This is a genomic window from Pseudomonas sp. R3-52-08 (genome assembly GCF_003851745.1).
Lineage (GTDB): Bacteria > Pseudomonadota > Gammaproteobacteria > Pseudomonadales > Pseudomonadaceae > Aquipseudomonas.
The window spans coordinates 3,759,161-3,781,090 of record NZ_CP027730.1; the positions used below are offsets into that span (position 1 = coordinate 3,759,161).

Sequence of the window (21,930 nt, forward strand, 5' to 3'; positions counted from 1 at the left end):
CATGACTCAGACATTACACACCACCCTGCTGATTATCGGCGGCGGCCCGGGCGGTTATGTGGCTGCGATTCGCGCCGGCCAGTTGGGCATCCCGACCATTCTGGTGGAAGGCCAGGCGCTGGGCGGTACCTGCCTGAACATCGGCTGCATTCCGTCCAAAGCCTTGATCCACGTGGCCGAACAGTTCCAGCAAAGCGTTCACCACAGCCAGGGCTCGCCCCTGGGCATCGAAATGGATGTGCCCACCCTGGACATCCGCAAAAGCGTGGAATGGAAAGACGGTATCGTCGATCGCCTGACCACCGGCGTCGCCGCGCTGCTGAAAAAACACAAGGTGCAGGTGGTTCACGGTTGGGCCAAGGTGGTGGACGGCAAGACCGTCGACGTGGGCGACCAGCGCATTCAGTGCGAACACCTTCTGCTGGCCACCGGTTCGAAAAGCGTCGAGCTGCCGATGCTGCCGCTGGGCGGGCCGGTCATTTCGTCCACCGAAGCCCTGGCACCGCCCCGCATACCGAAGCGGCTGATCGTGGTGGGCGGCGGTTATATCGGCCTGGAGCTGGGCATTGCCTACCGCAAGCTCGGGGCCGAAGTCAGTGTGGTCGAGGCCCAGGAGCGCATCCTGCCGGCCTACGACGCCGAGCTGACCCAACCGGTCGGCGAGTCGCTCAAACGACTGGGCATCAAGCTGTACCTCAAGCACGCCGTCACTGGGTTTACCGACAACCGCCTGCAGGTGCGCGACCCCAATGGCGACACGCTGGCGCTGGAGACCGACCAGGTGCTGGTGGCCGTGGGTCGCAAACCCAACACCCAGGGCTGGAACCTCGAAGCGCTGAACCTGGCGATGAACGGCGCGGCGATCAAGATCGACAGCCGTTGCCAGACCAGCATGCGCAACGTCTGGGCCATCGGCGACCTGAGCGGCGAGCCAATGCTGGCGCACCGCGCCATGGCCCAGGGCGAAATGGTTGCCGAACTGATTAGTGGCAAATCCCGCGGATTCAACCCGGCGGCGATCCCGGCCGTATGCTTCACCGACCCGGAAGTGGTGGTGGTCGGCAAGACGCCTGATGAAGCCAAGGCGGCCGGTGTGGAGTGCATCGTGTCGAGCTTCCCCTTCGCCGCCAACGGCCGGGCCATGACCCTGGAGTCGAACATCGGTTTCGTGCGGGTGGTGGCGCGGCGTGACAATCATCTGATTGTCGGCTGGCAGGCGGTGGGCGCTGGCGTGTCCGAGCTATCCACGGCGTTTGGCCTGAGCCTGGAAATGGGCGCGCGCCTGGAGGATGTGGCCGGCACCATCCATGCCCATCCGACCTTGGGTGAAGCCGTACAGGAAGCGGCGCTGCGAGCCCTGGGCCACGCGTTGCATCTGTAGAACCGGGGTGCGGCCATCGGGGGCAAGTCGAATCGTCGCACCGCCCCTCCCACATTTGGAATGCATTCCCCTGTGGGAGGGGGCTTGCCCCCGATAGCAATGGATCAGCCAACAGAGATGTCGAATGGTCCATCCGCCCGCTCCCACACAAGCCAAGAATGCAGTATTGTTGTGCCATCCAGAAAAAAATCCGACTTGACCAAGATAGAGGGTGTCATGGGTAACGAGAGCATCAATTGGGACACGCTGGGTTTTGACTACATCAAGACCGACAAGCGGTTTCTCCAGGTCTGGAAAAACGGCGAATGGCAAGACGGCACCCTGACCGACGACAACGTGCTGCACATCAGCGAGGGCTCCACCGCCCTGCACTATGGCCAGCAGTGCTTTGAAGGCCTCAAGGCCTACCGCTGCAAGGACGGCTCGATCAACCTGTTCCGTCCGGACCAGAACGCCGCGCGCATGCAGCGCAGCTGTGCCCGCCTGCTGATGCCGCATGTGACGACCGATGCGTTCATCGATGCCTGCAAACAAGTGGTCAAGGCCAACGAGCGCTTCATCCCGCCTTACGGCAGCGGCGGCGCGCTGTACCTGCGCCCGTTCGTGATCGGCACCGGTGACAACATTGGTGTGCGCACCGCGCCGGAGTTCATCTTCTCGGTGTTCTGCATCCCGGTCGGCGCCTATTTCAAAGGCGGCCTGGTGCCCCACAACTTCCAGATCTCCACCTTCGACCGCGCCGCGCCACAGGGCACCGGTGCCGCGAAAGTCGGCGGTAACTATGCCGCCAGCTTGATGCCAGGGTCGGAAGCGAGAAAATCCGGCTTCGCCGACGCGATTTACCTGGACCCGATGACCCATTCGAAAATCGAAGAAGTCGGCTCGGCCAACTTTTTCGGCATCACCCATGACAACCAGTTCATCACACCGAAGTCGCCTTCGGTACTGCCGGGCATCACCCGCCTGTCGCTGATCGAACTGGCCCAGAGCCGCCTGGGCCTTACCGTGGTCGAGGGCGAGGTGTTCATCGACAAGCTGGACCAATTCAAGGAAGCCGGAGCCTGCGGCACTGCTGCGGTGATCTCGCCGATCGGTGGCATCCAGTACAACGGCAAACTGCACGTGTTCCACAGCGAGACCGAAGTGGGCCCGGTTACCCAGAAGCTCTACAAAGAGCTGACAGGTGTGCAGACCGGTGATGTTGAAGCGCCAGCGGGTTGGATCGTCAAAGTCTACTAGCCACAACGCAAAACTCAATGTGGGAGGGGGCTTGCTCCCGATAGCGGTGTATCAGTCACAGACTTATTGACTGACCCACCGCCATCGGGGGCAAGCCCCCTCCCACATTTGATCTCCAGTACTTTTAAGATTGAGGAATGTTCACCGCAATCTTCTTGCCCATGCTGATCCTCTGTTCCACCCCATACCCCAACGCCTCGTAAAACCCCGCCACCGCATCATTGCCGCTGGTGATCTGCAGGTTGATCTTCATGCAACCCAGCGCCGTCAACGCCTGTTCCGCGTGACGCACCAACGATGATCCCAGGCCGTGGCGACGATAGTCGGCGTGCACCGCCACCGAATACAGCCAGCCACGATGGCCGTCGTACCCGGCGAGGATCGTGCCGATCACGGTTTTTTTGTCGGTGGCGACAAAGAACAGCCCGTCATTGACCGCCAGTTTCTTATCGATCGCCAGGGTCGGCAGGTTATGCGCGGTGTCATAGCCGAACGCTTCCTGCCATAACGCAACCACCTGCGCACGGTGCTGGCGGTCGCGATACGGGCCGATGGGGTGCCGAGACAGCAGCGCCTTTTCCATAACCAGCGTGCGCTCGTTGCCGTGGTAGACATCGCGCACGGTATGAAAACCCAGCTTGCTATAGAACGGCTCGGCGGTCAGCGAAGACGGCACACTCAACACGCTCACCCCGGCTTCACGGGCGCGCAGTTCGATCTCGATCATCAGCAACCGGCCAATGCCCTGCCCTTGCAGCGCTGGGTTGACGAATACCGAGCGCACCACATTGGCGTCCAGGGCCGCCGTGGCGACGATCACATCGGCTTTTACCGCCACCAGCACCACACGACGCTTGAGCAGTTCCAGCACCGCCTCGGGTGTGAAATTGCTCGCCACGCGAGCGATCACATCCGCCGGGTAATCCCGTGCATTGCTGCCGTGCAAGGCGGCGAGGATGACTTGGCTGATGCCTTCGGCATCTGAGGCTTGGGCACTACGAACGACGGTAGACATGCTTGCTCCTGGCTGACGGCGCTATAACAAGCACCACAATACCAATGTTGGAGGGGGCAAGCCCCTCCCACATTTTCTAACCGTGCCCGCCCGCAATTCGTTTGCCGGGCTTAGTGCCAACCAGCTTGGCCTGCCCATCTTTCTGCTTGCCCGTACGTGCCTCGCTGATAAGCCCCGGAATCAACTTGCCCTCCGGCAGGTTCTTCCAGAACCGGCTCGGCAAATGCCCTTCCATCACCTTGGGGTTCAACCGCGCCGGGTTGAAGATGTGGCTGTAGTAGGTCAACCACATGGCGCTGTGCGGATCCTCGACGTTCTGCGCCAGTTGCTGCCAAGCCTCGGGGCACTGGCGTTGGTGAATCAATTGCTCGCCGTCGTAATACACGCCGTCCAGGGGCGTTGCGATCATCCAGCGATGCCGGCCCATGCGCCCGACAAAATGCTGGCTGGCGCTTTGCAGAATATCGTGGGCCGGTTCGTGCCAGGCCACGTACTCCGGCAGCTGCGGCCCTGCCCCCGACGGCAATGCGATAAACCGTACAAACGCGTGCAAGTGGTGGGCTTCACGACTGACCTGCTTGATGCGTCGCTGCAACTCGCTGCCCAACTTGTCACCGGCCAGCATCGCCGTGCGATCGCCATGGCTGACCCGCCACAACACCTCGTACAGCAAACTCCAGCGCTGGTCGCCGTGGTAGCAGGCGGCCGACTCCAGCAGGTGCAGCAACGCCTTGGGGATGCGCGCCTGGAACGGGCCAGGCCCAGGCGGAATCGGCTCGTCGGTGGCAAACAGATCCGCCACCTCGGCTTCGCCCCAACTCACCTGGCTGGGGTCGACCTGATGGCTGAGCAGCCAGCGCGCCTGTTCGCGCCAGGTGCTGAACAGGTTGTCGCATTCCAGGCTGATCATCCCCACAACCCCATTTGTTGCGGTTGCGGGCGATCGCGCAGCTGCTCGCGCAGCAAGACGCTGGTGGTGTCCGCTTGTTGGGGGTGGTAATCGCTGGTGATGAAAAACGGCTTGGCCTTGGCCAGCACGCAGCGCATGCGCGCCAGGTCTTCAAAGCGGATCTTGCGTTCGCGGCGCAGGTCGACCAGGCGCTGGGTGGTGCGCAGGCCAATGCCGGGGATGCGCGCGATCAAGGTAGGTTCGGCGCGGTTCAGGTCCAGGGGGAACACCTCGCGATGTTCCAGGGCCCAGGCCAGCTTGGGGTCGATATCCAGGGCCAGGTGGCCGGGGCCTTCGAACAGCTCGTTGGCGCTGAAACCGTAGCTGCGCAACAGGAAATCGGCCTGGTACAAGCGATGCTCGCGCATCAACGGCGGCGCGGCCAGGGGCACGCTTTTCGGGCTGTTGGGGATGGGACTGAAGGCCGAATAATACACGCGGCGCAGCTTGTAATTGCCATACAGGGCTTCGGCACCGTGCAGGATGGTGCTGTCGTCGGTGTCGTCGGCGCCGACGATCATCTGCGTGCTCTGCCCGGCCGGGGCGAAGCGTGGTGCGCGGGGTTCGTTGAGCACGGTCTGCTCCCCGGTGTAGATGGCCTGCATGGCCTGCTTGATCGAGACGATCTGCTTTTCCGGCGCCAGGGTTTGCAGGCTGGCATCGGTGGGCAGTTCGATATTCACGCTCAGGCGGTCGGCATAACGCCCGGCCTCGGCGATCAGCGCCGGGTCGGCTTCGGGAATGGTCTTGAGGTGGATATAGCCGCGAAAGTCGTGCTCTTCGCGCAACAGCCTGGCGACCCGCACCAATTGTTCCATGGTGTAGTCGGCCGAACGGATGATGCCGGAACTGAGAAACAGGCCGCTGACGCAATTGCGCTTGTAGAAGTCCAGGGTCAGGGTGACCACCTCCTCCGGGCTGAATCGCGCACGGGGCACATCGCTGGAACGGCGGTTGACGCAATACTGGCAGTCGTAGAGACAGAAGTTGGTGAGCAACACCTTGAGCAGCGACACGCAACGGCCGTCGGGCGTATAGCTGTGGCAAATGCCCATGCCATCGGTGGAACCCAGCCCCGCCTTGCCTTCGGAGCTGCGCTTGGGTGCGCCACTGCTGGCGCATGACGCGTCGTACTTGGCGGCGTCGGCGAGGATGCTGAGTTTTTCGATCAACTGCATGGAGAGCTACCGATACTGGTTTTTTGTACAGTATCAGGGGGTAGATGTAAGCTGCAAGCTTTTAGCTTCAAGCTGCAAGCTTGCGGCTTGCGACTTGCGGCTGGAACTCAGCTCGCCGTCGCCAACAACAGGTCCTGTACCGAACGCGCTGAATCACGGCTGCGGTCATTGGCATACAACGACGCCGCAATCTCATCCGCGCGAATCGGCAGTACCGACAGCAACGTATCGCTCAAGCCATGGCTGGCCTGGCTGAACCCCTGGATATAGATACCCGCCTTGCAGCGCTCATCGGTGACGATACGGTAGTCGCGGGCCACTTCGAAGTCGCCCATGTAGGCTTCCAGTGGCGCGAGCAGTTCGCGGTGCATCTGGCGTTCGTAACCGGTGGCGAGGATTACCGCGTCGTAGTGATTCACGCAGGTTTCGCCGGTAGCGTTGTTGCGCAACGTCAGTTCGATGCCCAGCGGACCGGGGGTGGCCTTTTCGACGACGGTCATGGTGCGAAACGCCTGGCGCGCGATACCGGAGACTTTCTGGCGATAGAAGATGCCGTAGATGCGTTCGATCAGGTCCAGGTCCACCACCGAGTAGTTGGTGTTCTGGTACTCGGCGACCAGGCGCTCACGTTCGGCGCCGACTTGCTGGAATACCAGGTCGGTAAAGGCCGGCGAGAACACTTCATTGACGAACGGGCTGTCATCGGCGGGTTTGAGCGCCGAGCCGCGCAGGATCAGGTCAACCTGCACCGAGGGGAAGCTGTCGTTGAGGTCGATAAAGGCTTCGGCGGCGCTCTGACCACCGCCAATCACCGCGATGCGCATCGGCTTGCCGTCGACACAGGGCTGGCCGGCCATGCGCTCCAGGTACTGGGAATGGTGGAACACCCGGCTGTCGCCCTTGAGCGCCTTGAACGCCTCGGGAATACGCGGCGTGCCACCGGCGCTGACCACCACCGCGCGCGTGGTGCGCACATGCTGTTCACCCTGGGCGTCACGGGAAATCACGCGCAGCGCTTCCACCTGCTGCTGGTGCAGGATCGGCTCGATGGCCAGCACTTCTTCGCCGTAGCGGGCCTGGGCCTGGAATTGCCCGGCGACCCAGCGCAGGTAGTCGTTGTACTCCATGCGGCACGGGTAGAACGTGCCGAGGTTGATGAAGTCCACCAGGCGCTCGCGGGCCTTCAGGTAATTGACGAAAGAGTACGGGCTGGTGGGGTTGCGCAGGGTCACCAGGTCCTTGAGGAAGGAAATCTGCAGTTCGCTCTGGGTTACCAGGGTATTGCCGTGCCAGCGGTAGTCGGCTTGTTTGTCGAGGAACAGCACGTCCAGTTTGCCCTGGGCCTTTTCACGCTCCTGCAGGGCGATGGCCAGCGCCAGGTTCGATGGGCCGAAGCCGATACCGATCAGGTCGTGAACCGCGGGCGAAGCAATTGCCTGTGTCATTCCAGTGTCCTCTGGATAAGCCCCTTGGCGGTTGGGGCGGGAATACCTTCATGGCCTGAACAACAGGCCGTGTGTTGATAGGAAACGAGGACAGTGAAATAAAATTTAACTAATGCCGCTTCAGTGGGCTTCCCACTCACGCATGCGTGACCGGCAGTGCTTCATGGCGTTGACGATGTGCTTTTCCACCAGGCTGCGGGAAATGCTCAGCCGCTCGGCGATTTGCAGATGGGACAGGCCGTCGAGTTTGCGCAGCAGGAAACTGTCGCGACAGGCCGCCGGCAACTCGGCCAGGGCGCGCTCGAGCAGCTCCAGGCGCTGGCCCTGGTCGTGGCTGGCGTGGGGTGAACACGGGGCGAAGCGTTCTTCGCTGTCCAGCACCTCCAGCGGCTCGACCTGGCGCAGGGCGTTGCGCCGATGGCCGTCGATCACCAGATTCAACGCGGTGCGATACAGGAACGCGCGCGGCTGTTCGATCGGGGTGTCACTGGAACGCTCCAGCACCCGCACATACGCGTCATGCACCACATCCTCGGCCACCTGACGGTTGCCCAGCTTGGCGTTGAGGAAACACACCAGCTCACGATAGTAGTTTTCCAACATGACTCCTGGCCCCATGGCCGTGGTGCTAACGATGCCAGTTCGGGTAGGAACAGGCCCATCGATGATGGCAGTTTGAGTAGGTGCAATTTATAGTAATTCTCATCTACTTTTAAAGAAGTCTCGCATCAACGGCCGATTTTTTTCGCCGCGCGAGCTGTAACCGCGCGTGTAACCGCCTAAATCCTGCGACATTTTCTTCGTTTAACTGTCAGCTCTGCGCGACTGCGCCCCGATCTTTCCTGGCTGGAACCTACGCATGAAACGCCCTCGACCTGCCCGACGCGCCCTGCTTGTGGTGGCGTGCCTGATTCCCATCGTTGCGTTTGCCACCTGGCAAGGCCTGGCGCCGGGTCGCGACACCCTGACCACCGTCACCGTCACCCGTGGCGATATCGAAAACAGCGTCACGGCCCTGGGCACCCTGCAACCGCGGCGTTATGTGGATGTGGGCGCCCAGGCTTCCGGGCAGATCCAGAAGATCCACGTCGAAGCCGGCGACCAGGTCAAGGAGGGCCAATTGCTGGTAGAGATCGACCCCTCGACGCAAAAAGCCAAGCTCGATGCCAGCCGCTACGCCATCGAAAACCTTGCGGCGCAGTTGCAGGAACAGAAGGCCCAGCATGCATTGGCGCGCCAGAAGTACCAGCGCCAGCAACGCCTGAGCGCCGGCAACGCCACGCGCGAAGAGGATGTACAAACCGCCAAGGCCGAACTGAGCGCGACCCAGGCGCGGGTCGAGATGTTCCAGGCCCAGATCCGCCAGGCGCGGGCCAGCCTGCGCAGCGACGAAGCGGAACTGGGTTACACGCGTATCTATGCGCCGATGGCCGGTACCGTGGTCGCGGTGGATGCGCGGGTCGGCCAGACGCTAAACGCGCAACAACAAACCCCGCTGATCCTGCGCATCGCCAGGTTGTCGCCGATGACCGTGTGGGCCGAAGTCTCCGAGGCGGATATCGGCCACGTCAAACCCGGTATGAGCGCGTACTTCACCACCTTGAGCGGCGGCAGCCGGCGCTGGACCAGCACCGTGCGCCAGATCCTGCCGATTCCGCCCAAACCCTTGAACGAAACCCAGGGCAGCGGCAGCCCGAGCAGCGCCAGCAAAAGCGGCAGTGGCCGCGTGGTGCTGTACACGGTGCTGCTGGACGTGGACAACGCCGATAACGCGCTGATGGCGGAAATGACCACCCAAGTGTTTTTCGTCGCAAACCAGGTCAAGGACGCCCTCACCGTGCCAGTCGCTGCGCTGCAAGGCACGCCCAACGCGGATACGCAAATCGCCCGCGTGGTGGCGAAGAACGGCAGCATCGAGCAGCGCACGGTGCGCCTGGGTGTCAGCGACCGCCTGCGCGTCCAGGTGCTGGATGGCCTCAGCGAAGGCGATCACCTGTTGATCGGCCCGGCCGACAGCAGCGGGGGTTGAATTGACCACGCCCCTGATCGAACTCAAGCACATCCGCAAATCCTACGGCGGCGGCGACAGCCCGCAGGTCGACGTGCTGCGTGGCATCGACCTGGCGATCCATGCCGGGGAGTTCGTCGCCATCGTCGGCGCGTCCGGCTCCGGCAAGTCCACATTGATGAATATCCTCGGGTGCCTCGACCGCCCGAGCGACGGTGACTACCTGTTCGCCGGTGAAAACGTTGCCCACCTGGGCAGCGACGAACTGGCCTGGCTGCGCCGCGAAGCCTTCGGTTTCGTGTTCCAGGGCTACCACTTGATCCCGTCGGCATCGGCCCAGGAAAACGTCGAGATGCCGGCGATCTATGCCGGCATCAGTGCCAGCGAACGGCATGCCCGCGCCACCGCCCTGCTCACCCGCCTGGGCCTGGCCGACCGCACCGGCAACCGTCCGCACCAGCTCTCCGGCGGCCAGCAGCAGCGGGTGTCCATCGCACGGGCGCTGATGAACGGCGGGCATATCATCCTCGCCGACGAACCCACCGGCGCCCTCGACAGCCACAGCGGCGCCGAAGTGATGAGCCTGCTCGACGAACTGGCGAGCCAGGGCCATGTGGTCATCCTGATCACCCATGACCGCGAAGTGGCCGCACGGGCCAACCGCATCATCGAGATTCGCGACGGCCTGATCATCAGCGACTCGGCCGGCGCCCAGGTCTGCGTGCCTGCCGAAGCGGACAGCACTGCGCTGCAGGCCGTGGACCTGCGCCAGCGCCTGGTCGACGGCGCCGAACACAACGGCGCCTGGAAGGCCGAACTGCTCGACGCATTACAAGCGGCCTGGCGCGTGATGTGGATCAACCGTTTTCGCACCGCGCTGACCCTGCTCGGAATCATTATTGGCGTAGCCTCGGTGGTGGTCATGCTGGCCGTGGGTGAAGGCAGCAAGCGCCAGGTCATGGCGCAGATGGGCGCGTTCGGCTCGAACATCCTGTATGTCAGTGGTTCGTCACCCAACCCGCGTACGCCCCTAGGCATCATCACCCCCCAGGATGTGGCCGCCCTGGCCACCCTGCCCCAGGTGAAACGGATCATGCCGGTCAACGGCGCCGAAGCCGGCGTGCGTTTCGGCAACATCGACTACATCGCCTATGTCGGTGGCAACGACACCCAGTTTCCGAGCATCTTCAACTGGCCGGTGGTCGAGGGCAGCTACTTTACCGAAGCCGACGAACGCAACGCCGCCACCGTCGCCGTGATCGGCGCAAGGGTGCGGGACAAGCTGTTCAAAGGCCGGGTCAACCCCATCGGCCAGTACATCCTGATCGAAAACGTGCCGTTCCAGGTGGTGGGCGTGCTCCAGGAAAAAGGCTCCAGCTCGGGCAACAAAGACAGTGATGACCGCATTGCCATCCCCTACTCCGCCGCCAGCATCCGCCTGTTCGGCAGCTATAACCCGGAATACGTGGTGATTGCCGCCGCCGACGCCACCCGGGTGAACGCCGCCGAGCAGGCCATCGATCAGTTGCTCAAGCGCCTGCACCAGGGCAAGGACGATTATCACCTGACCAACAACGCCGCGATGATCCAGGCCGAGGCGCGCACGGCCAACACACTGTCGTTGATGCTCGGTTCGATTGCGGCAATTTCCCTGTTGGTGGGCGGCATCGGCGTGATGAACATCATGCTGATGACCGTGCGCGAACGTACCCGCGAGATCGGCATCCGCATGGCCACCGGTGCCCGTCAGCGCGACATCCTGCGCCAGTTTCTCACCGAGGCGGTGATGCTCTCGGTGGTCGGCGGGCTGTTGGGTATTGCCCTGGCCTTGCTGGTGGGCGGCGTGCTGGTACTGGCCGAGGTGGCGGTGCAGTTTTCCCTGATGGCGGTGCTCGGCGCCTTTGGCTGCGCGCTGGTCACCGGTGTCGTATTCGGCTTTATGCCGGCCCGTAAAGCTGCCCGGCTCGATCCGGTTAAGGCGTTGACCAATGAATAAACGACCCCTCGCACCGCCGCTGGCGCTGCTCAGCCTGTGCCTGTTGCTCAATGCCTGTGCGGGTAATACGCCCGCCGTCGACAGCGGCATCGCGCCGCCCGCCGCCTGGCAATACGCCGAGCGCGCGGCCAACCAAGCCACCAACCAGCGCTGGTGGACGCAATTTGGCAGCCCCTCGCTCAACCGCCTGATCGACCAGGCGCGCCGTGACAGTTTCGACGTTGCCGCCGCCATGGCCCGCGTGCGCCAGGCGCAGGCAACGGCGGTAATTGCCGGCGCACCGCTGCTGCCCGAGGTCAAGTTCAACCTCACCGCCAGCCGTGAAAAGCTGCTGCGCGGCAGCGGCAACTCGGACCTGAACGCCACCGAGAGCAACAGAACCGTCAGCAGCTATGACGCCAACCTCACGGCCAGCTACGAACTCGACTTCTGGGGCGGCCGCGCCGCCGCACGGGACAGTGCACTGCAGAGCCTGCAGGCCAGCCAGTTCGACCAGGCCAACGTCGAGCTGACCCTGCTCAGCAACGTGGCCGACCGCTACGCGCAAACCCTGGCCGCGCGCCAGCGCGTGCAGATCGCCGAGCTGAACCTGGCGAACGCGCGCAATGTGCTGAAGCTGGTGCAAACCCGCTACGACGCCGGTTCCGCCACAGCCCTGGAGCTGGCGCAACAGAAAAGCCTGGTGGCCAGCCAGCAACGGCAACTGCCGCTGATCGAGCAGTTGGCCGAAGATTCGCGGATCACCCTTGCCGCGTTGCTCGGCCAGCCCGTGCAGGCGCTGGCGCTGGGCAACGAGGCGTTCCAGGCACTGACTTGGCCAAGCATCGGGCCCGGCGTGCCGAGCCAGTTATTGAGCCGGCGCCCCGACCTGGCCCAGGCCGAGGCACAGCTGGCGGCGGCGAGCGCCGATGTGCGCGTGGCCCGTGCGGCGATGTTGCCTGCCGTCACCCTGGGCGCGACCCTGGGTTCGGGCGCGTACAAAGCCGACGACATCCTGCGCAGCCCGTTCTACACCCTGACCTCGGGCCTGGTGGCCCCGATCTTCAACAACGGTCGTTTAAGCGCGGAACGCGACAAGGCCCGTGCGCGCCAGGATGAGCTGCTGCACACCTACCGAGGGGCGATCATCAACGGCTTTGCCGACGTGGAAAAAGCCCTCAGCAGCATCACCCGCCTGGACCAGCAACGCCAATGGCAAGCCGAGGAGTTGCAACAGGCACAGACCGCGTTCCAGATCGCAGAAAGCCGTTACCAGGCCGGTGCCGAGGATTTGCTCACGGTGCTGGAAACCCAGCGCACCTTGTACGCGGCCCAGGACTTGAACGTGCAACTGCGACTGTCGCGCTTGCAGGCCAGCATCGCGTTGTATAAAGCGCTGGGCGGTGGCTGGAGTAGCGACATCTGATAAACGAAACTCCAGTTTCGTACACAAACCGTTTAATCGCCTTACATTATTAGACCCAAGGTCCTTGGTAAAAAAGCCGCCTTCACACGGCTCTTCCAGGACCTTTTAATGAAACCCTGCGTTGTTGGAAAATGCCTGGTTTGCCTCGGCGCCTGGCTGATCGCCCACCTGGCCCTGGCCGACCCCTTGATCACGCCCACCGCCATTGACTGGTTACTGGATTGCCCCTTCCCGGCGTTTGAACGGCTCGACCCCGAAGTCCTCGCGCGCACCCAATGCGGCCAGGTGACGGTGCCCCGCGACCATGCTGCACCCAGCCGCGGCCGCCTTCGCCTGAGGGTGACACGCGTCGGCGCACGCGACCCGCTCAACCGTGAGGGCGTGGTGTTTATCCAGTCCGGCGACCCGCGTGCAGCTAAAAACGCCACCTTTGCCCTGCATCTCGTCGGCCGCTGGGAGTCTTATGCCACCCAGGCTTACCGCACGTTAGTCGACCGCTACGACGTGATCGAACTGAGCCCCCGCGACCTGCAGCAGGCCGCCGCCGTCGAACAGGCGGCGCGGGATATGGAGTATGTCCGTGTGCAACTGGGCGAGGCCCAACTCAACTACGTCGGCAATGCCGACGCGGCGCGACTCGGTAACCGCTATGCCACGCTGTTTCCCGAACGCATCGCGCGCACGGTGCTGGTCAACGCCGGGCGCGGGGAACCTGTGGCTTCCGGCGTCGAGCTGCTGCTGCTCAAGGAACCCGCCCAGGCCAGCGGTGACGGCTGTGTCAGCCGCTGGCTCGGTGATTTTCTGGCTTACGGCAAACAGCCACCGGCGAATACACGCTGCCTGGACCGTGGCGGCTGGGACTGACCCTGACGTTTACGACCTGTTGATGCCAGAAACGACACCCTGCGTTGACGCTGCGGCCTGATCGTTATTAAGTGCTATTTATCCGCATTAATACGATAAATCGAAACCATGCTGAGTCGTCCGCTACGCCGCAAGCGCCAGAAACTGTCCGATGTGATCGTCGAGTCGGTCAAGCGCTCCATCGTCACCGACGCCTTGAAGCCCGGCGACCGCCTGCCCACCGAACGTGAGCTGATGGAAAGCTTCCAGTGCTCCAAGGGCTCGGCCCGCGAAGCGCTCAAGGCGCTGGAAGTCGAAGGCCTGGTGAGCACGCGCACCGGCCCCAGTGGCGGCGCCTACCTGAACCAGGCCGGCACCGAACCCGCCAGCCGCGCACTGCGCAACTACCTGCACTTCCAGCACCTGGACGGCGAGCAGGTGTACCAACTGCGCAAGGTCATCGAAGTGGAGCTGGCGCTGTCGGTGCTCGGGCGCTTGAGCGAGGGCGACTACCAGGCCTTGCAGGACAACGTGGACTTTTGCAGCGCCCCCGAAGACAGCGAAGCCGGCCAGCGCGAACAGCGTCTGGCGGAACTGGAATTTCACAACCTGCTGGCCAAGGCCTGCCCCAACCCGCTGCTCGGTTTCATGGCGCAGTTCCTCAACGACCTGCTGCGCGACCTGGTGGTGCTGAAAAAAGCCTACAAGCCCAAGCGCAAGCAGTTCGATGCGGCCAACCTCGACTACCACAAGCAATTGCTGATCGCCTTTCGTGCCGGGGATGAAAGCGCGGTGCGCAGCTTGATGCATGAACACATGTGCGATGCCGAACACCACATGACCGCGCTGGAAGGCCAGGTCAGCCCGCACTTCCTGCTGGAGTTCGATCACTCTTAACCCAAACACCACAAATCCAATGTGGGAGGGGGCTTGCTCCCGATAGCGGTGGATCAGCCACCTGATGCAGTGCCTGACACTCAGTCATCGGGAGCAAGCCCCCTCCCACATTGGGATTTGCATTCCAATCGATAGACCCGCGTCACCTCAATAAAAAACGCCTGCCCACAGGCCCTTGCTCCACCGTATCGCCCTTGCCGCTCCTGCCAATAACTAAACCAGGGAGTCACCCCATGCAGCGTCGTACGTTATTGAAAGCCAGTCTCACCTTCGCCTCCGCCCTCAGCCTCCCGCTGAGCGTGCGTGCGGCATTCGCCGCCGAGCCCTTTACCTTTTACGGCCTCAAGTCCATGTCTGGCGCCTTTGCCAGCTATGGCAAGTTTGCCGACATGGGTTCGCGCCTGGCGGTGGAGCAGCACCCGCAAGTGCTCGGCCGCCCGTTGAACTACAAGGTCATCGACACCGAGGGCAATGCCGGCAAGGCGGTGCGCAAGGTGCAGGAGGCGATTCAGCAGGACGGCGCGCGATTCTTCCAGGGCTGCACGCTGTCCTCCTCCGCTCTGGCAGTGGCCAAGGAGGTCGACAAAGTCGGCGGCGTGTTCATGACCCCGGTGGGCGCTGATGAAGTCACCGGCAAGGACTGCAACAAGGCCACGTTTCGCTGGTCGGTGCCCACCTACGGCGCCATCCGCGAAACCCTGGTGCCGCTGATCAAGCTGCTGCCGGACGCCAAGCGCTGGTACACCATCACCCCGCAATACGTGTTCGGTGAAGCTTTGCTCGAAGGCGCGAAAAACGTGCTCAAGGAACACGGCCTGGAACACGTCGGCAACAGCTACCACTCCTTGCAGGAGCAGGAATTCTCCGGCTACCTGACCAATGCCATTTCCACCAAACCCGATGTGCTGGTGCTGCTGAATTTCGGCAGCCAGTCATCCAACACCCTGCGCCAGGCGGTGAATTTCGGCATCAAGGAACGCATGAAGGTGCTGCTGGTGTGGTCCGCCGGCCTCGACCAGTTCCAGGAACTGGGCAGCGACATTCTCGAAGGCGTGTACCTCGGCGCGCAGTACTGGCACCAGGTCGATACGCCGCTCAACCGCGAGTTGGTCAAGCTGACCCAGGCCAAATATGGCATCAACCCCACCTACCCGCTCGCCGCCGACTACATCAGCACCAAGGTGATGCTCGAGACCATCGTCGCCACCGGCAGCTTCGACGGGCCGACCGTGGCCAAAGCCATGCAGGGCCTGAGTTATGAAGGCCCGACCGGAAAGGAGTCGATCCGCGCCGGCGACCATCAGGTGATCAAGGACTACTACCTGCTGATCGGCAAGGCCGCCGCCGATATGACCGACAAGGACGACCTGGCCAAGGTGCTCAGCGCCGGCCAGTCCTTCCCGCCGGTGGAAGCCACGGGCTGCACGCTCGCCTGAGTTCCTGACTATCGCACCGGCTTCCTGCTGAGGGCTTGCGCATGCTTAATCTTTACCTGTTCCAGATACTCAACGGCCTGGGGTTGGGAATGATCTACTTCCTGATCGCGGTCGGGCTGACGATCATTTTCGGGCTGCTCAACTTCGTCAATTTCGCCCATGGCGCGTTCTTCCTGCTGGGCGCCTATATCTGCTACACCGCTGTCAGCCTCACCGGTAGCTTCTGGCTGGCGCTGCTGATCGCGCCGCTGGTGGTGGCTGCGCTGGCGTGGGTGATCGAGCGCCTGCTGATCCAGCGCATTTATCACTTGCCGCACATGTTCCAGATTCTGGTAACGCTGGGCATCGCGTTGATCATCCAGGAAGCCAGCGTGATGATCTGGGGCCCGGTGGGCAAGAGCGTCGCGGTGCCGGAACTGCTGCGCGGCGTGCTGGTGGTGGGCGATTTCGTCTACCCCTACTACCGCCTGTTCCTCATCGTGTTTTCTGCGGTGGTGGGCCTGGGCCTGTGGCTGCTGCTGGAACGCACGCGCTTCGGCGCGCTGGTACGCGCCGGCAGTGAGAGCACCGAAACCGTATCGCTGCTGGGCACCAATATCTTCCGTTTGTTCTCCATGACCTTCGCCCTCGGCGTTGGCCTGGCCGGCATGGCCGGTGTGCTGTTCGCGCCGTTGCGCGGTGCGCAGCCGTTCGTGGGCCCGGAGATTCTCGGCATCGCCTTCGTGGTGGTGGTGATCGGCGGCATGGGTTCGTTCAGCGGCGCGCTGGTCGGCGGTTTGCTGGTGGGCGTGGTGCAAAGCCTGATGACCACACTTTGGCCCCAGGGTGCGAGCCTGATGATCTACGGCGCGATGGCCGTGGTGATTCTGGTACGCCCCTACGGCCTGTTCGGGAGAGCCTGACATGAGCGAGAAAAATCCCCTGCCGTTGGCCAAGACGCAATCGCGCGCCATGTTGCTGTGGGTCGTGGCGGTGCTCATCGGCCTGCCGTTGGTTTTGCCCTCGGCCACCCTGGCCAGCGAAATCCTGATCTTTGCCATGGCCGCCCTGGCCTGCAACCTGTTGCTGGGCTACACCGGGCTGTTGTCGTTCGGCCAAGGCATCTTCTTTGGTGCCGGTGCGTATTGCGCGGCGTTGCTGATGATCCACCTGCAATGGGGCCTGTTCACGGCGTTGCTGGGTGCCGCCGTCGTCGGTGGTTTCCTGGCGTTGCTGGTAGGTGCCCTGGCCATCCGCCGCACCGGTATCTACTTCGTGATGCTCACGTTGGCGTTCAGCCAGATGGCCTACTTCGTCGCCTACACCCTGAGCGACTGGACCGGCGGCGACAACGGCCTGCTCAGCGTGCCGCGCCCGGAGATTCGTATCGGTGACACGGTGCTGCTGTCGCTGGCCGACGCCCGCGCTTTCTACGGCTTTGTCGCGGTGCTGTTCCTGCTGATCTTTATCGGCGCGCGCCGGGTGATCGCCTCGCCGTTCGGCAGCACCCTGATGGCGATCCGCGAAAACGAAACCCGCGCCTCGGCGATCGGTTATGACACGCGGCACTTCAAGATCCTGGTGTTTGTGTTGTCGGGCGCGGTCACCGGCATCGCCGGGGCGCTGTACGCGATGCTGCTGCACTTTGTGCCGCTGTCGAACATCGACCTGGCGATGTCCGAGAACATCCTGATCATGACCATCGTCGGCGGCACCGGCTCGTTGTTCGGCTCGTTGCTGGGCGCCGGTTCCATCGTGCTGCTGGGGGATTTCCTGTCGGACCTGTGGCCGCGCTGGCTGATGCTGCTGGGGGTGATTCTGATCCTGGTGGTGATCTTCATGCGCGGCGGTTTGTGGGGCGGGTTGGCCGCGCTGTACGAAAAAGTACGCGCCAGTCGCAAGCCCAGCGTCGTCACCAAGGAGGACGTGCTATGAGCATCCTGCTGCAAACCCAAGACCTGGAACTGGCCTACGGCGCGTTCCATGCAGTCAATGGCGTCAACCTCAGGGTGGAGGCCGGCACCATCCACACCATCATCGGCCCCAACGGCGCAGGCAAGACCAGCCTGTTCCACTGCCTCACCGGTGAGCGCCAAGCCACTGCCGGTGCGATCCACTTCGACGGCAGGAACCTGATGCGCAAACCCGCCCACGCCCGCGTCGGCCTGGGCATGGCGCGCTCGTTCCAGCTCACCAGCCTGTTCCAGAACCTCAGCGTGCGCGAAAACCTGCGCCTGGCCGCCCAGGGCCGTGACGGCGCGCGCGCCCTGAACTTCTGGCGGCGCGTGGACAGCAAGCGCGAGCATCTGGAGATGGCCGACCAGGTGCTGGAGCGCCTGCAACTCACTGCTCGCGCCGACACCCTGGCCGGCGAGTTGTCCCACGGCCAGCAGCGGGTGTTGGAAGTGGGCATGTCGATCTGCTCCAGGCCCAAACTGTTGATGCTCGATGAGCCCACCTCCGGCATGGGCATCGATGACATTCCGATCATGACCCAACTGATCAGCGACCTCGGCCGCGACCATACAGTGCTGCTGATCGAACACAACATGAGCATCGTCATGTCCATCAGCCAACGCATTACCGTGATGAGCCACGGGCAGATCCTGGTGGAAGGCACGCCGGAATTCGTGCGCGCCGATGAACGTGTGCGCAGCGCTTATCTTGGGGAGGCTGCCTGATGCTGATCGTCGAGAATATCCATTCCTACTACGACAAGAGCCACGTGCTCGAAGGCGTGTCATTGACCGTCAACCCCGGCGAACTAGTGACACTGCTCGGGCGCAACGGCGCCGGCAAGACCACGACCTTGCGCAGCATCCTCGGCATCATCTGCCCGCGCCAGGGCCAGATCCACTTCAACGGGCAGGCGCTGGTGGGCCAGAAGATTTTTCAAATCGCCCGCCAGGGCCTGGCGCTGGTGCCGGAGAACCGTGGGATTTTCCGCCTGCTCAGCGTCGAGGAAAACCTGCGCATCGCCGCCCGCAAGACCAGCCGCTGGCAGCTGGAGGATGTGTACGGCATGTTCCCGCGCCTCAGGGAACGGCGCAAGAACGCCGGCCATGCACTCTCCGGCGGCGAGCAACAGATGCTCGCCATTGCCCGCGCGCTGCTTAACGACCCCAAGCTGCTGATCCTCGATGAACCCACCGAAGGCCTGGCCCCGGTGATCGTCGACGAATTGGTGAAGATCCTGCGCAAGGTCAAGGACGACGGCCTGCCCGTGTTGCTGGTGGAACAGAACCTGATGGTCTGCGACAAGCTCGCCGACCGCCATTACGTACTCGAACAGGGCCGCGTGGTGTACGAAGGCAGCGCCGCAGATTTTCGCGCCGACCCGACCATCAAGAATCGCTACCTGGCCCTGAGTGCCTGACCGGAGAATGCCCATGAACAGCTTTGCGCAACCGCTAACCAGCAACGCCCCGCTGATCGATCGCGACCGCCTGTGGCAATCCTTGATGGACCTGGCCCGGCTTGGCGCCACGGCCAAAGGCGGCGTGTGCCGCTTGGCCCTGACCGACCTGGACCGCCAGGCCCGTGACCTGTTCGTGCAGTGGTGCGAGGCCGCCGGCTGCAGCGTGACTGTGGACGCCATCGGCAATATCTTTGCCCGCCGCGCCGGGCGCAATCCCGCCCTGCCCCCGGTGATGACCGGCAGCCACATCGACACCCAGCCCACCGGCGGCAAGTTCGATGGCTGCTACGGGGTGATGGCCGGCCTGGAAGTGATCCGCACCCTGAACGACCTGCAGATCGAAACCGAAGCACCCATCGAAGTGGTGGTGTGGACCAACGAAGAAGGCTCGCGCTTCCCACCGTGCATGATGGGCTCCGGGGTATTCGCCGGTAAGTTCGACCTGCAGGACACCCTCGACAAACAGGACGAACATGGCCTGTCGGTGGGCGCAGAATTGCAGCGCATCGGTTATGCCGGCTCCCGCCCTGTGCTGGGCCATCCGGTGGGCGCGTATTTCGAGGCGCATATCGAACAGGGCCCGGTGCTGGAGGACCAGGCCACCACCATCGGCGTGGTGATGGGTTGCCTGGGCCAGAAATGGTTCGACCTGACCCTTACCGGCGTCGAAGCCCATGCCGGGCCGACGCCGATGCACCTGCGCAAGGACGCCCTGGTGGGCGCCGCCGAGGTGGTCAGCGCAGTCAACCGCATAGCCCATCAGCAGCAACCTCACGCCTGCGGCACCGTCGGTTGCCTGAGCCTGCACCCCGGCTCACGCAATGTGATTCCCGGCCAGGTGCACATGACCCTCGACCTGCGCCACCTGCATGCGGACAAGTTGCACGCCATGGTCGACGAAGTGCGCGGCGTGATCGAAGCCAGCGCCGCCCGGCACGGCTTGACGTTCGAACTGACCCCCACCGCCGACTTCCCGCCCCTGGACTTCAACCCCACCTGCGTGAACGCCGTGCGCGACGGCGCGAAGGCCTTGGGCTTGAGCCATATGGATATCGTCAGCGGCGCCGGGCACGACGCGATCTTCGTCGCCGAACTGGGCCCGGCCGGCATGATCTTTGTGCCGTGTGAAGGCGGCATCAGCCACAACGAAATCGAAAACGCCGCGCCGGATGACCTGGCGGCGGGTTGCGCGGTGCTGCTGCGCGCCATGGTCAATGCCGCACAGGGAGCCCAGCCATGAGCGAGATCGGCCAACTGACGGCGGTGCAACTGCTGCAGCATTTTCGCGACAGGACCTTGTCGCCGGTGGAGGTCACCGAGGACGCGCTGTTGCGTATCGAGCGCTACAACCCGCAGGTGAATGCCTACTGCCATGTGGACCCGCAAGGTGCGTTGAATGCGGCGCGCGCCGCCGAGCAACGCTGGCTCAAAGGCCAGCCCTGCGGCGCGCTGGATGGCGTGCCGGCCTCGATCAAGGATTTGACCTTGACGATGGGCATGCCCACCCGCAAGGGTTCGCGCACCACGTCCGCCGAAGGGCCGTGGGACGTCGATGCACCCTTCACCGCCTTCATGCGCAAGGCCGGCGCGGTGCTGCTGGGCAAGACCACCACCCCGGAGTTCGGCTGGAAAGGCGTCACCGACAACCCGCTGTACGGCATCACGCGCAACCCCTGGGACACCCGCACCACGGCGGGCGGTTCGTCCGGTGGCGCCGGGGCGGCAGCGGCGCTGAACCTCGGCGTGCTGCACCAGGGCAGCGACGCGGGCGGCTCGATCCGGATTCCCTGTGCGTTCACCGGCACCTTTGGCATCAAGCCGACCTTTGGTTATGTGCCGCAATGGCCGGCAAGCTCGATGACGATCCTGTCGCACCTGGGCCCGATGACGCGCACCGTGGAAGACAGCGTGCTGATGCTGCAGGCCGTGGCGCAGCCGGACGCGCGGGACGGGCTGATCGGTGCGCCGAGGACCACGCCGTGGCTGACGCCAGGTAACGACCTGAAGGGATTGCGCGTTGCCTACAGCCCCACCTTGGGTTACGTGGATGTCGACCCGCAGGTGGCCAGGGTGGTCGCCGCAGCGGTCGATGGCCTGGTGCAGTTGGGCGCCCATGTCGAACAGATCGACCCCGGTTTCAGCGACCCGTTGGAGGTGTTCAGCACCTTGTGGGCGGCCGGCGCTGCGCGCTTGACTCGCAGCATGAGCGATGCACAAAAACAGCTGCTGGACCCCGGCCTGTCGCGCATTGCGCAACGGGGCGAGCGCTTGAGCCTGGATGATTTCAATGCGGCCCTGGAAGCCCGCGCCGCGCTGGTCGCGCGGATGGCGGCGTTCCATGAGCACTACGACGTGCTGGTGTCACCGATGATGCCGATCACCGCGTTCGAGGCCGGGCACACCGTCCCGCCGGGTTCGGGCCTGGAGGAATGGACGCAGTGGACGCCGTTCACCTACCCCTTCAACCTCACCCAGCAACCGGCCGCGTCGGTGCCGTGCGGGCTGGCGGCGAATGGGCTGCCGGTGGGGTTGCACGTGGTGGGCGCGCGGTTTGCCGATGAGCAGGTGTTGAGGGTGTGCCAGGCGTACGCCAAGGCATTCCCCACCCAACATCTGCAAGCCCCAATCACCAGAACACTGTAGATCCAATGTGGGAGGGGGCTTGCTCCCGATGGCGGTGTGTCAGCCACTACATCCCTAGCTGACCCACCGCCATCGGGAGCAAGCCCCCTCCCACAGTT

19 protein-coding genes are annotated in these 21,930 nt (G+C 63.5%); 14 read left to right on the forward strand and 5 right to left on the reverse strand.

Annotated elements, in window-relative coordinates; genetic code table 11:
* The first annotated feature begins 1 nt into the window (after position 1).
* Together lpdA and C4J91_RS17130 are read left to right on the forward strand one after the other, a co-directional pair.
* Positions 2-1,381 carry a dihydrolipoyl dehydrogenase gene (gene lpdA / locus C4J91_RS17125; protein WP_124363422.1) on the forward strand — a complete coding sequence of 460 codons (1,380 nt, stop codon included), beginning with the start codon at positions 2-4 and terminating at the stop codon, positions 1,379-1,381.
* 216 nt (positions 1,382-1,597) lie between these two features.
* Positions 1,598-2,620, forward strand: a complete 1,023-nt coding sequence (locus C4J91_RS17130) for a branched-chain amino acid aminotransferase (protein WP_124363423.1) — start codon at positions 1,598-1,600, stop codon at positions 2,618-2,620.
* Positions 2,621-2,744: 124 nt separating this feature from the next.
* On the opposite strand, the gene C4J91_RS17135 is transcribed toward C4J91_RS17130, so the two are convergent.
* The 5 genes from C4J91_RS17135 to C4J91_RS17155 form a co-directional block, all read right to left on the reverse strand.
* On the reverse strand, positions 2,745-3,635 hold the full coding sequence (locus C4J91_RS17135; RefSeq protein ID WP_124363424.1) for a GNAT family acetyltransferase: 891 nt from the start codon (positions 3,633-3,635) through the stop codon (positions 2,745-2,747).
* Positions 3,636-3,711: 76 nt separating this feature from the next.
* Positions 3,712-4,545, reverse strand: coding sequence for a TIGR03915 family putative DNA repair protein (locus C4J91_RS17140; protein WP_124363425.1), 834 nt, complete (start codon positions 4,543-4,545; stop codon positions 3,712-3,714).
* Entirely contained in the window at positions 4,542-5,762 is a 1,221-nt protein-coding gene (locus C4J91_RS17145) for a putative DNA modification/repair radical SAM protein (RefSeq protein ID WP_124363426.1), read from the reverse strand. Before C4J91_RS17145 ends, C4J91_RS17140 begins: the two co-directional genes overlap by 4 nt.
* Positions 5,763-5,869: 107 nt before the next feature.
* Complete coding sequence (locus C4J91_RS17150; RefSeq protein WP_124363427.1) at positions 5,870-7,207, reverse strand: lysine N(6)-hydroxylase/L-ornithine N(5)-oxygenase family protein; 1,338 nt, start codon at positions 7,205-7,207, stop codon at positions 5,870-5,872.
* Positions 7,208-7,327: 120 nt separating this feature from the next.
* On the reverse strand, positions 7,328-7,810 hold the full coding sequence (locus C4J91_RS17155; RefSeq protein WP_124363428.1) for a sigma-70 family RNA polymerase sigma factor: 483 nt from the start codon (positions 7,808-7,810) through the stop codon (positions 7,328-7,330).
* A 256-nt stretch (positions 7,811-8,066) separates the two neighbouring features.
* Here C4J91_RS17155 and C4J91_RS17160 point away from each other — a divergent pair, with 256 nt between their 5' ends.
* The 12 genes from C4J91_RS17160 to C4J91_RS17215 all read left to right on the forward strand — a co-directional run bounded on the left by C4J91_RS17160 (position 8,067) and on the right by C4J91_RS17215 (position 21,832).
* On the forward strand, positions 8,067-9,236 hold the full coding sequence (locus tag C4J91_RS17160) for an efflux RND transporter periplasmic adaptor subunit (RefSeq protein WP_124363429.1): 1,170 nt from the start codon (positions 8,067-8,069) through the stop codon (positions 9,234-9,236).
* A 1-nt stretch (position 9,237) separates the two neighbouring features.
* Entirely contained in the window at positions 9,238-11,211 is a 1,974-nt protein-coding gene (locus C4J91_RS17165; RefSeq protein WP_124363430.1) for a MacB family efflux pump subunit, read from the forward strand.
* Positions 11,204-12,616, forward strand: a complete 1,413-nt coding sequence (locus tag C4J91_RS17170; RefSeq protein ID WP_124363431.1) for an efflux transporter outer membrane subunit — start codon at positions 11,204-11,206, stop codon at positions 12,614-12,616. The genes C4J91_RS17165 and C4J91_RS17170 overlap by 8 nt, the downstream gene beginning before the upstream one ends.
* A 108-nt stretch (positions 12,617-12,724) precedes the next feature.
* The gene (locus C4J91_RS17175) at positions 12,725-13,480 is read left to right on the forward strand and encodes an alpha/beta hydrolase (RefSeq protein WP_124363432.1); all 756 of its coding nucleotides are present in this window, start codon (positions 12,725-12,727) and stop codon (positions 13,478-13,480) included.
* Between the two features lie 108 nt (positions 13,481-13,588).
* Positions 13,589-14,356, forward strand: a complete 768-nt coding sequence (locus C4J91_RS17180) for a FadR/GntR family transcriptional regulator (RefSeq protein WP_124363433.1) — start codon at positions 13,589-13,591, stop codon at positions 14,354-14,356.
* Positions 14,357-14,589: 233 nt separating this feature from the next.
* A complete protein-coding gene (locus C4J91_RS17185; protein ID WP_124363434.1) occupies positions 14,590-15,792 on the forward strand; it encodes an ABC transporter substrate-binding protein in 1,203 nt (400 codons plus the stop codon).
* A 41-nt stretch (positions 15,793-15,833) separates the two neighbouring features.
* Positions 15,834-16,694: a branched-chain amino acid ABC transporter permease gene (locus C4J91_RS17190; RefSeq protein ID WP_124363435.1), complete on the forward strand. Its 861-nt coding sequence runs from the start codon at positions 15,834-15,836 to the stop codon at positions 16,692-16,694.
* 1 nt (position 16,695) lies between these two features.
* Positions 16,696-17,706, forward strand: a complete 1,011-nt coding sequence (locus C4J91_RS17195; RefSeq protein WP_124363436.1) for a branched-chain amino acid ABC transporter permease — start codon at positions 16,696-16,698, stop codon at positions 17,704-17,706.
* Entirely contained in the window at positions 17,703-18,452 is a 750-nt protein-coding gene (locus C4J91_RS17200; RefSeq protein ID WP_124363437.1) for an ABC transporter ATP-binding protein, read from the forward strand. Before C4J91_RS17195 ends, C4J91_RS17200 begins: the two co-directional genes overlap by 4 nt.
* On the forward strand, positions 18,452-19,147 hold the full coding sequence (locus C4J91_RS17205; RefSeq protein ID WP_124363438.1) for an ABC transporter ATP-binding protein: 696 nt from the start codon (positions 18,452-18,454) through the stop codon (positions 19,145-19,147). Before C4J91_RS17200 ends, C4J91_RS17205 begins: the two co-directional genes overlap by 1 nt.
* Before the next feature lie 13 nt (positions 19,148-19,160).
* A complete protein-coding gene (locus C4J91_RS17210) occupies positions 19,161-20,429 on the forward strand; it encodes a Zn-dependent hydrolase (protein ID WP_124363439.1) in 1,269 nt (422 codons plus the stop codon).
* Positions 20,426-21,832: an amidase gene (locus C4J91_RS17215; protein ID WP_124363440.1), complete on the forward strand. Its 1,407-nt coding sequence runs from the start codon at positions 20,426-20,428 to the stop codon at positions 21,830-21,832. Before C4J91_RS17210 ends, C4J91_RS17215 begins: the two co-directional genes overlap by 4 nt.
* Positions 21,833-21,930: the final 98 nt, after the last annotated feature.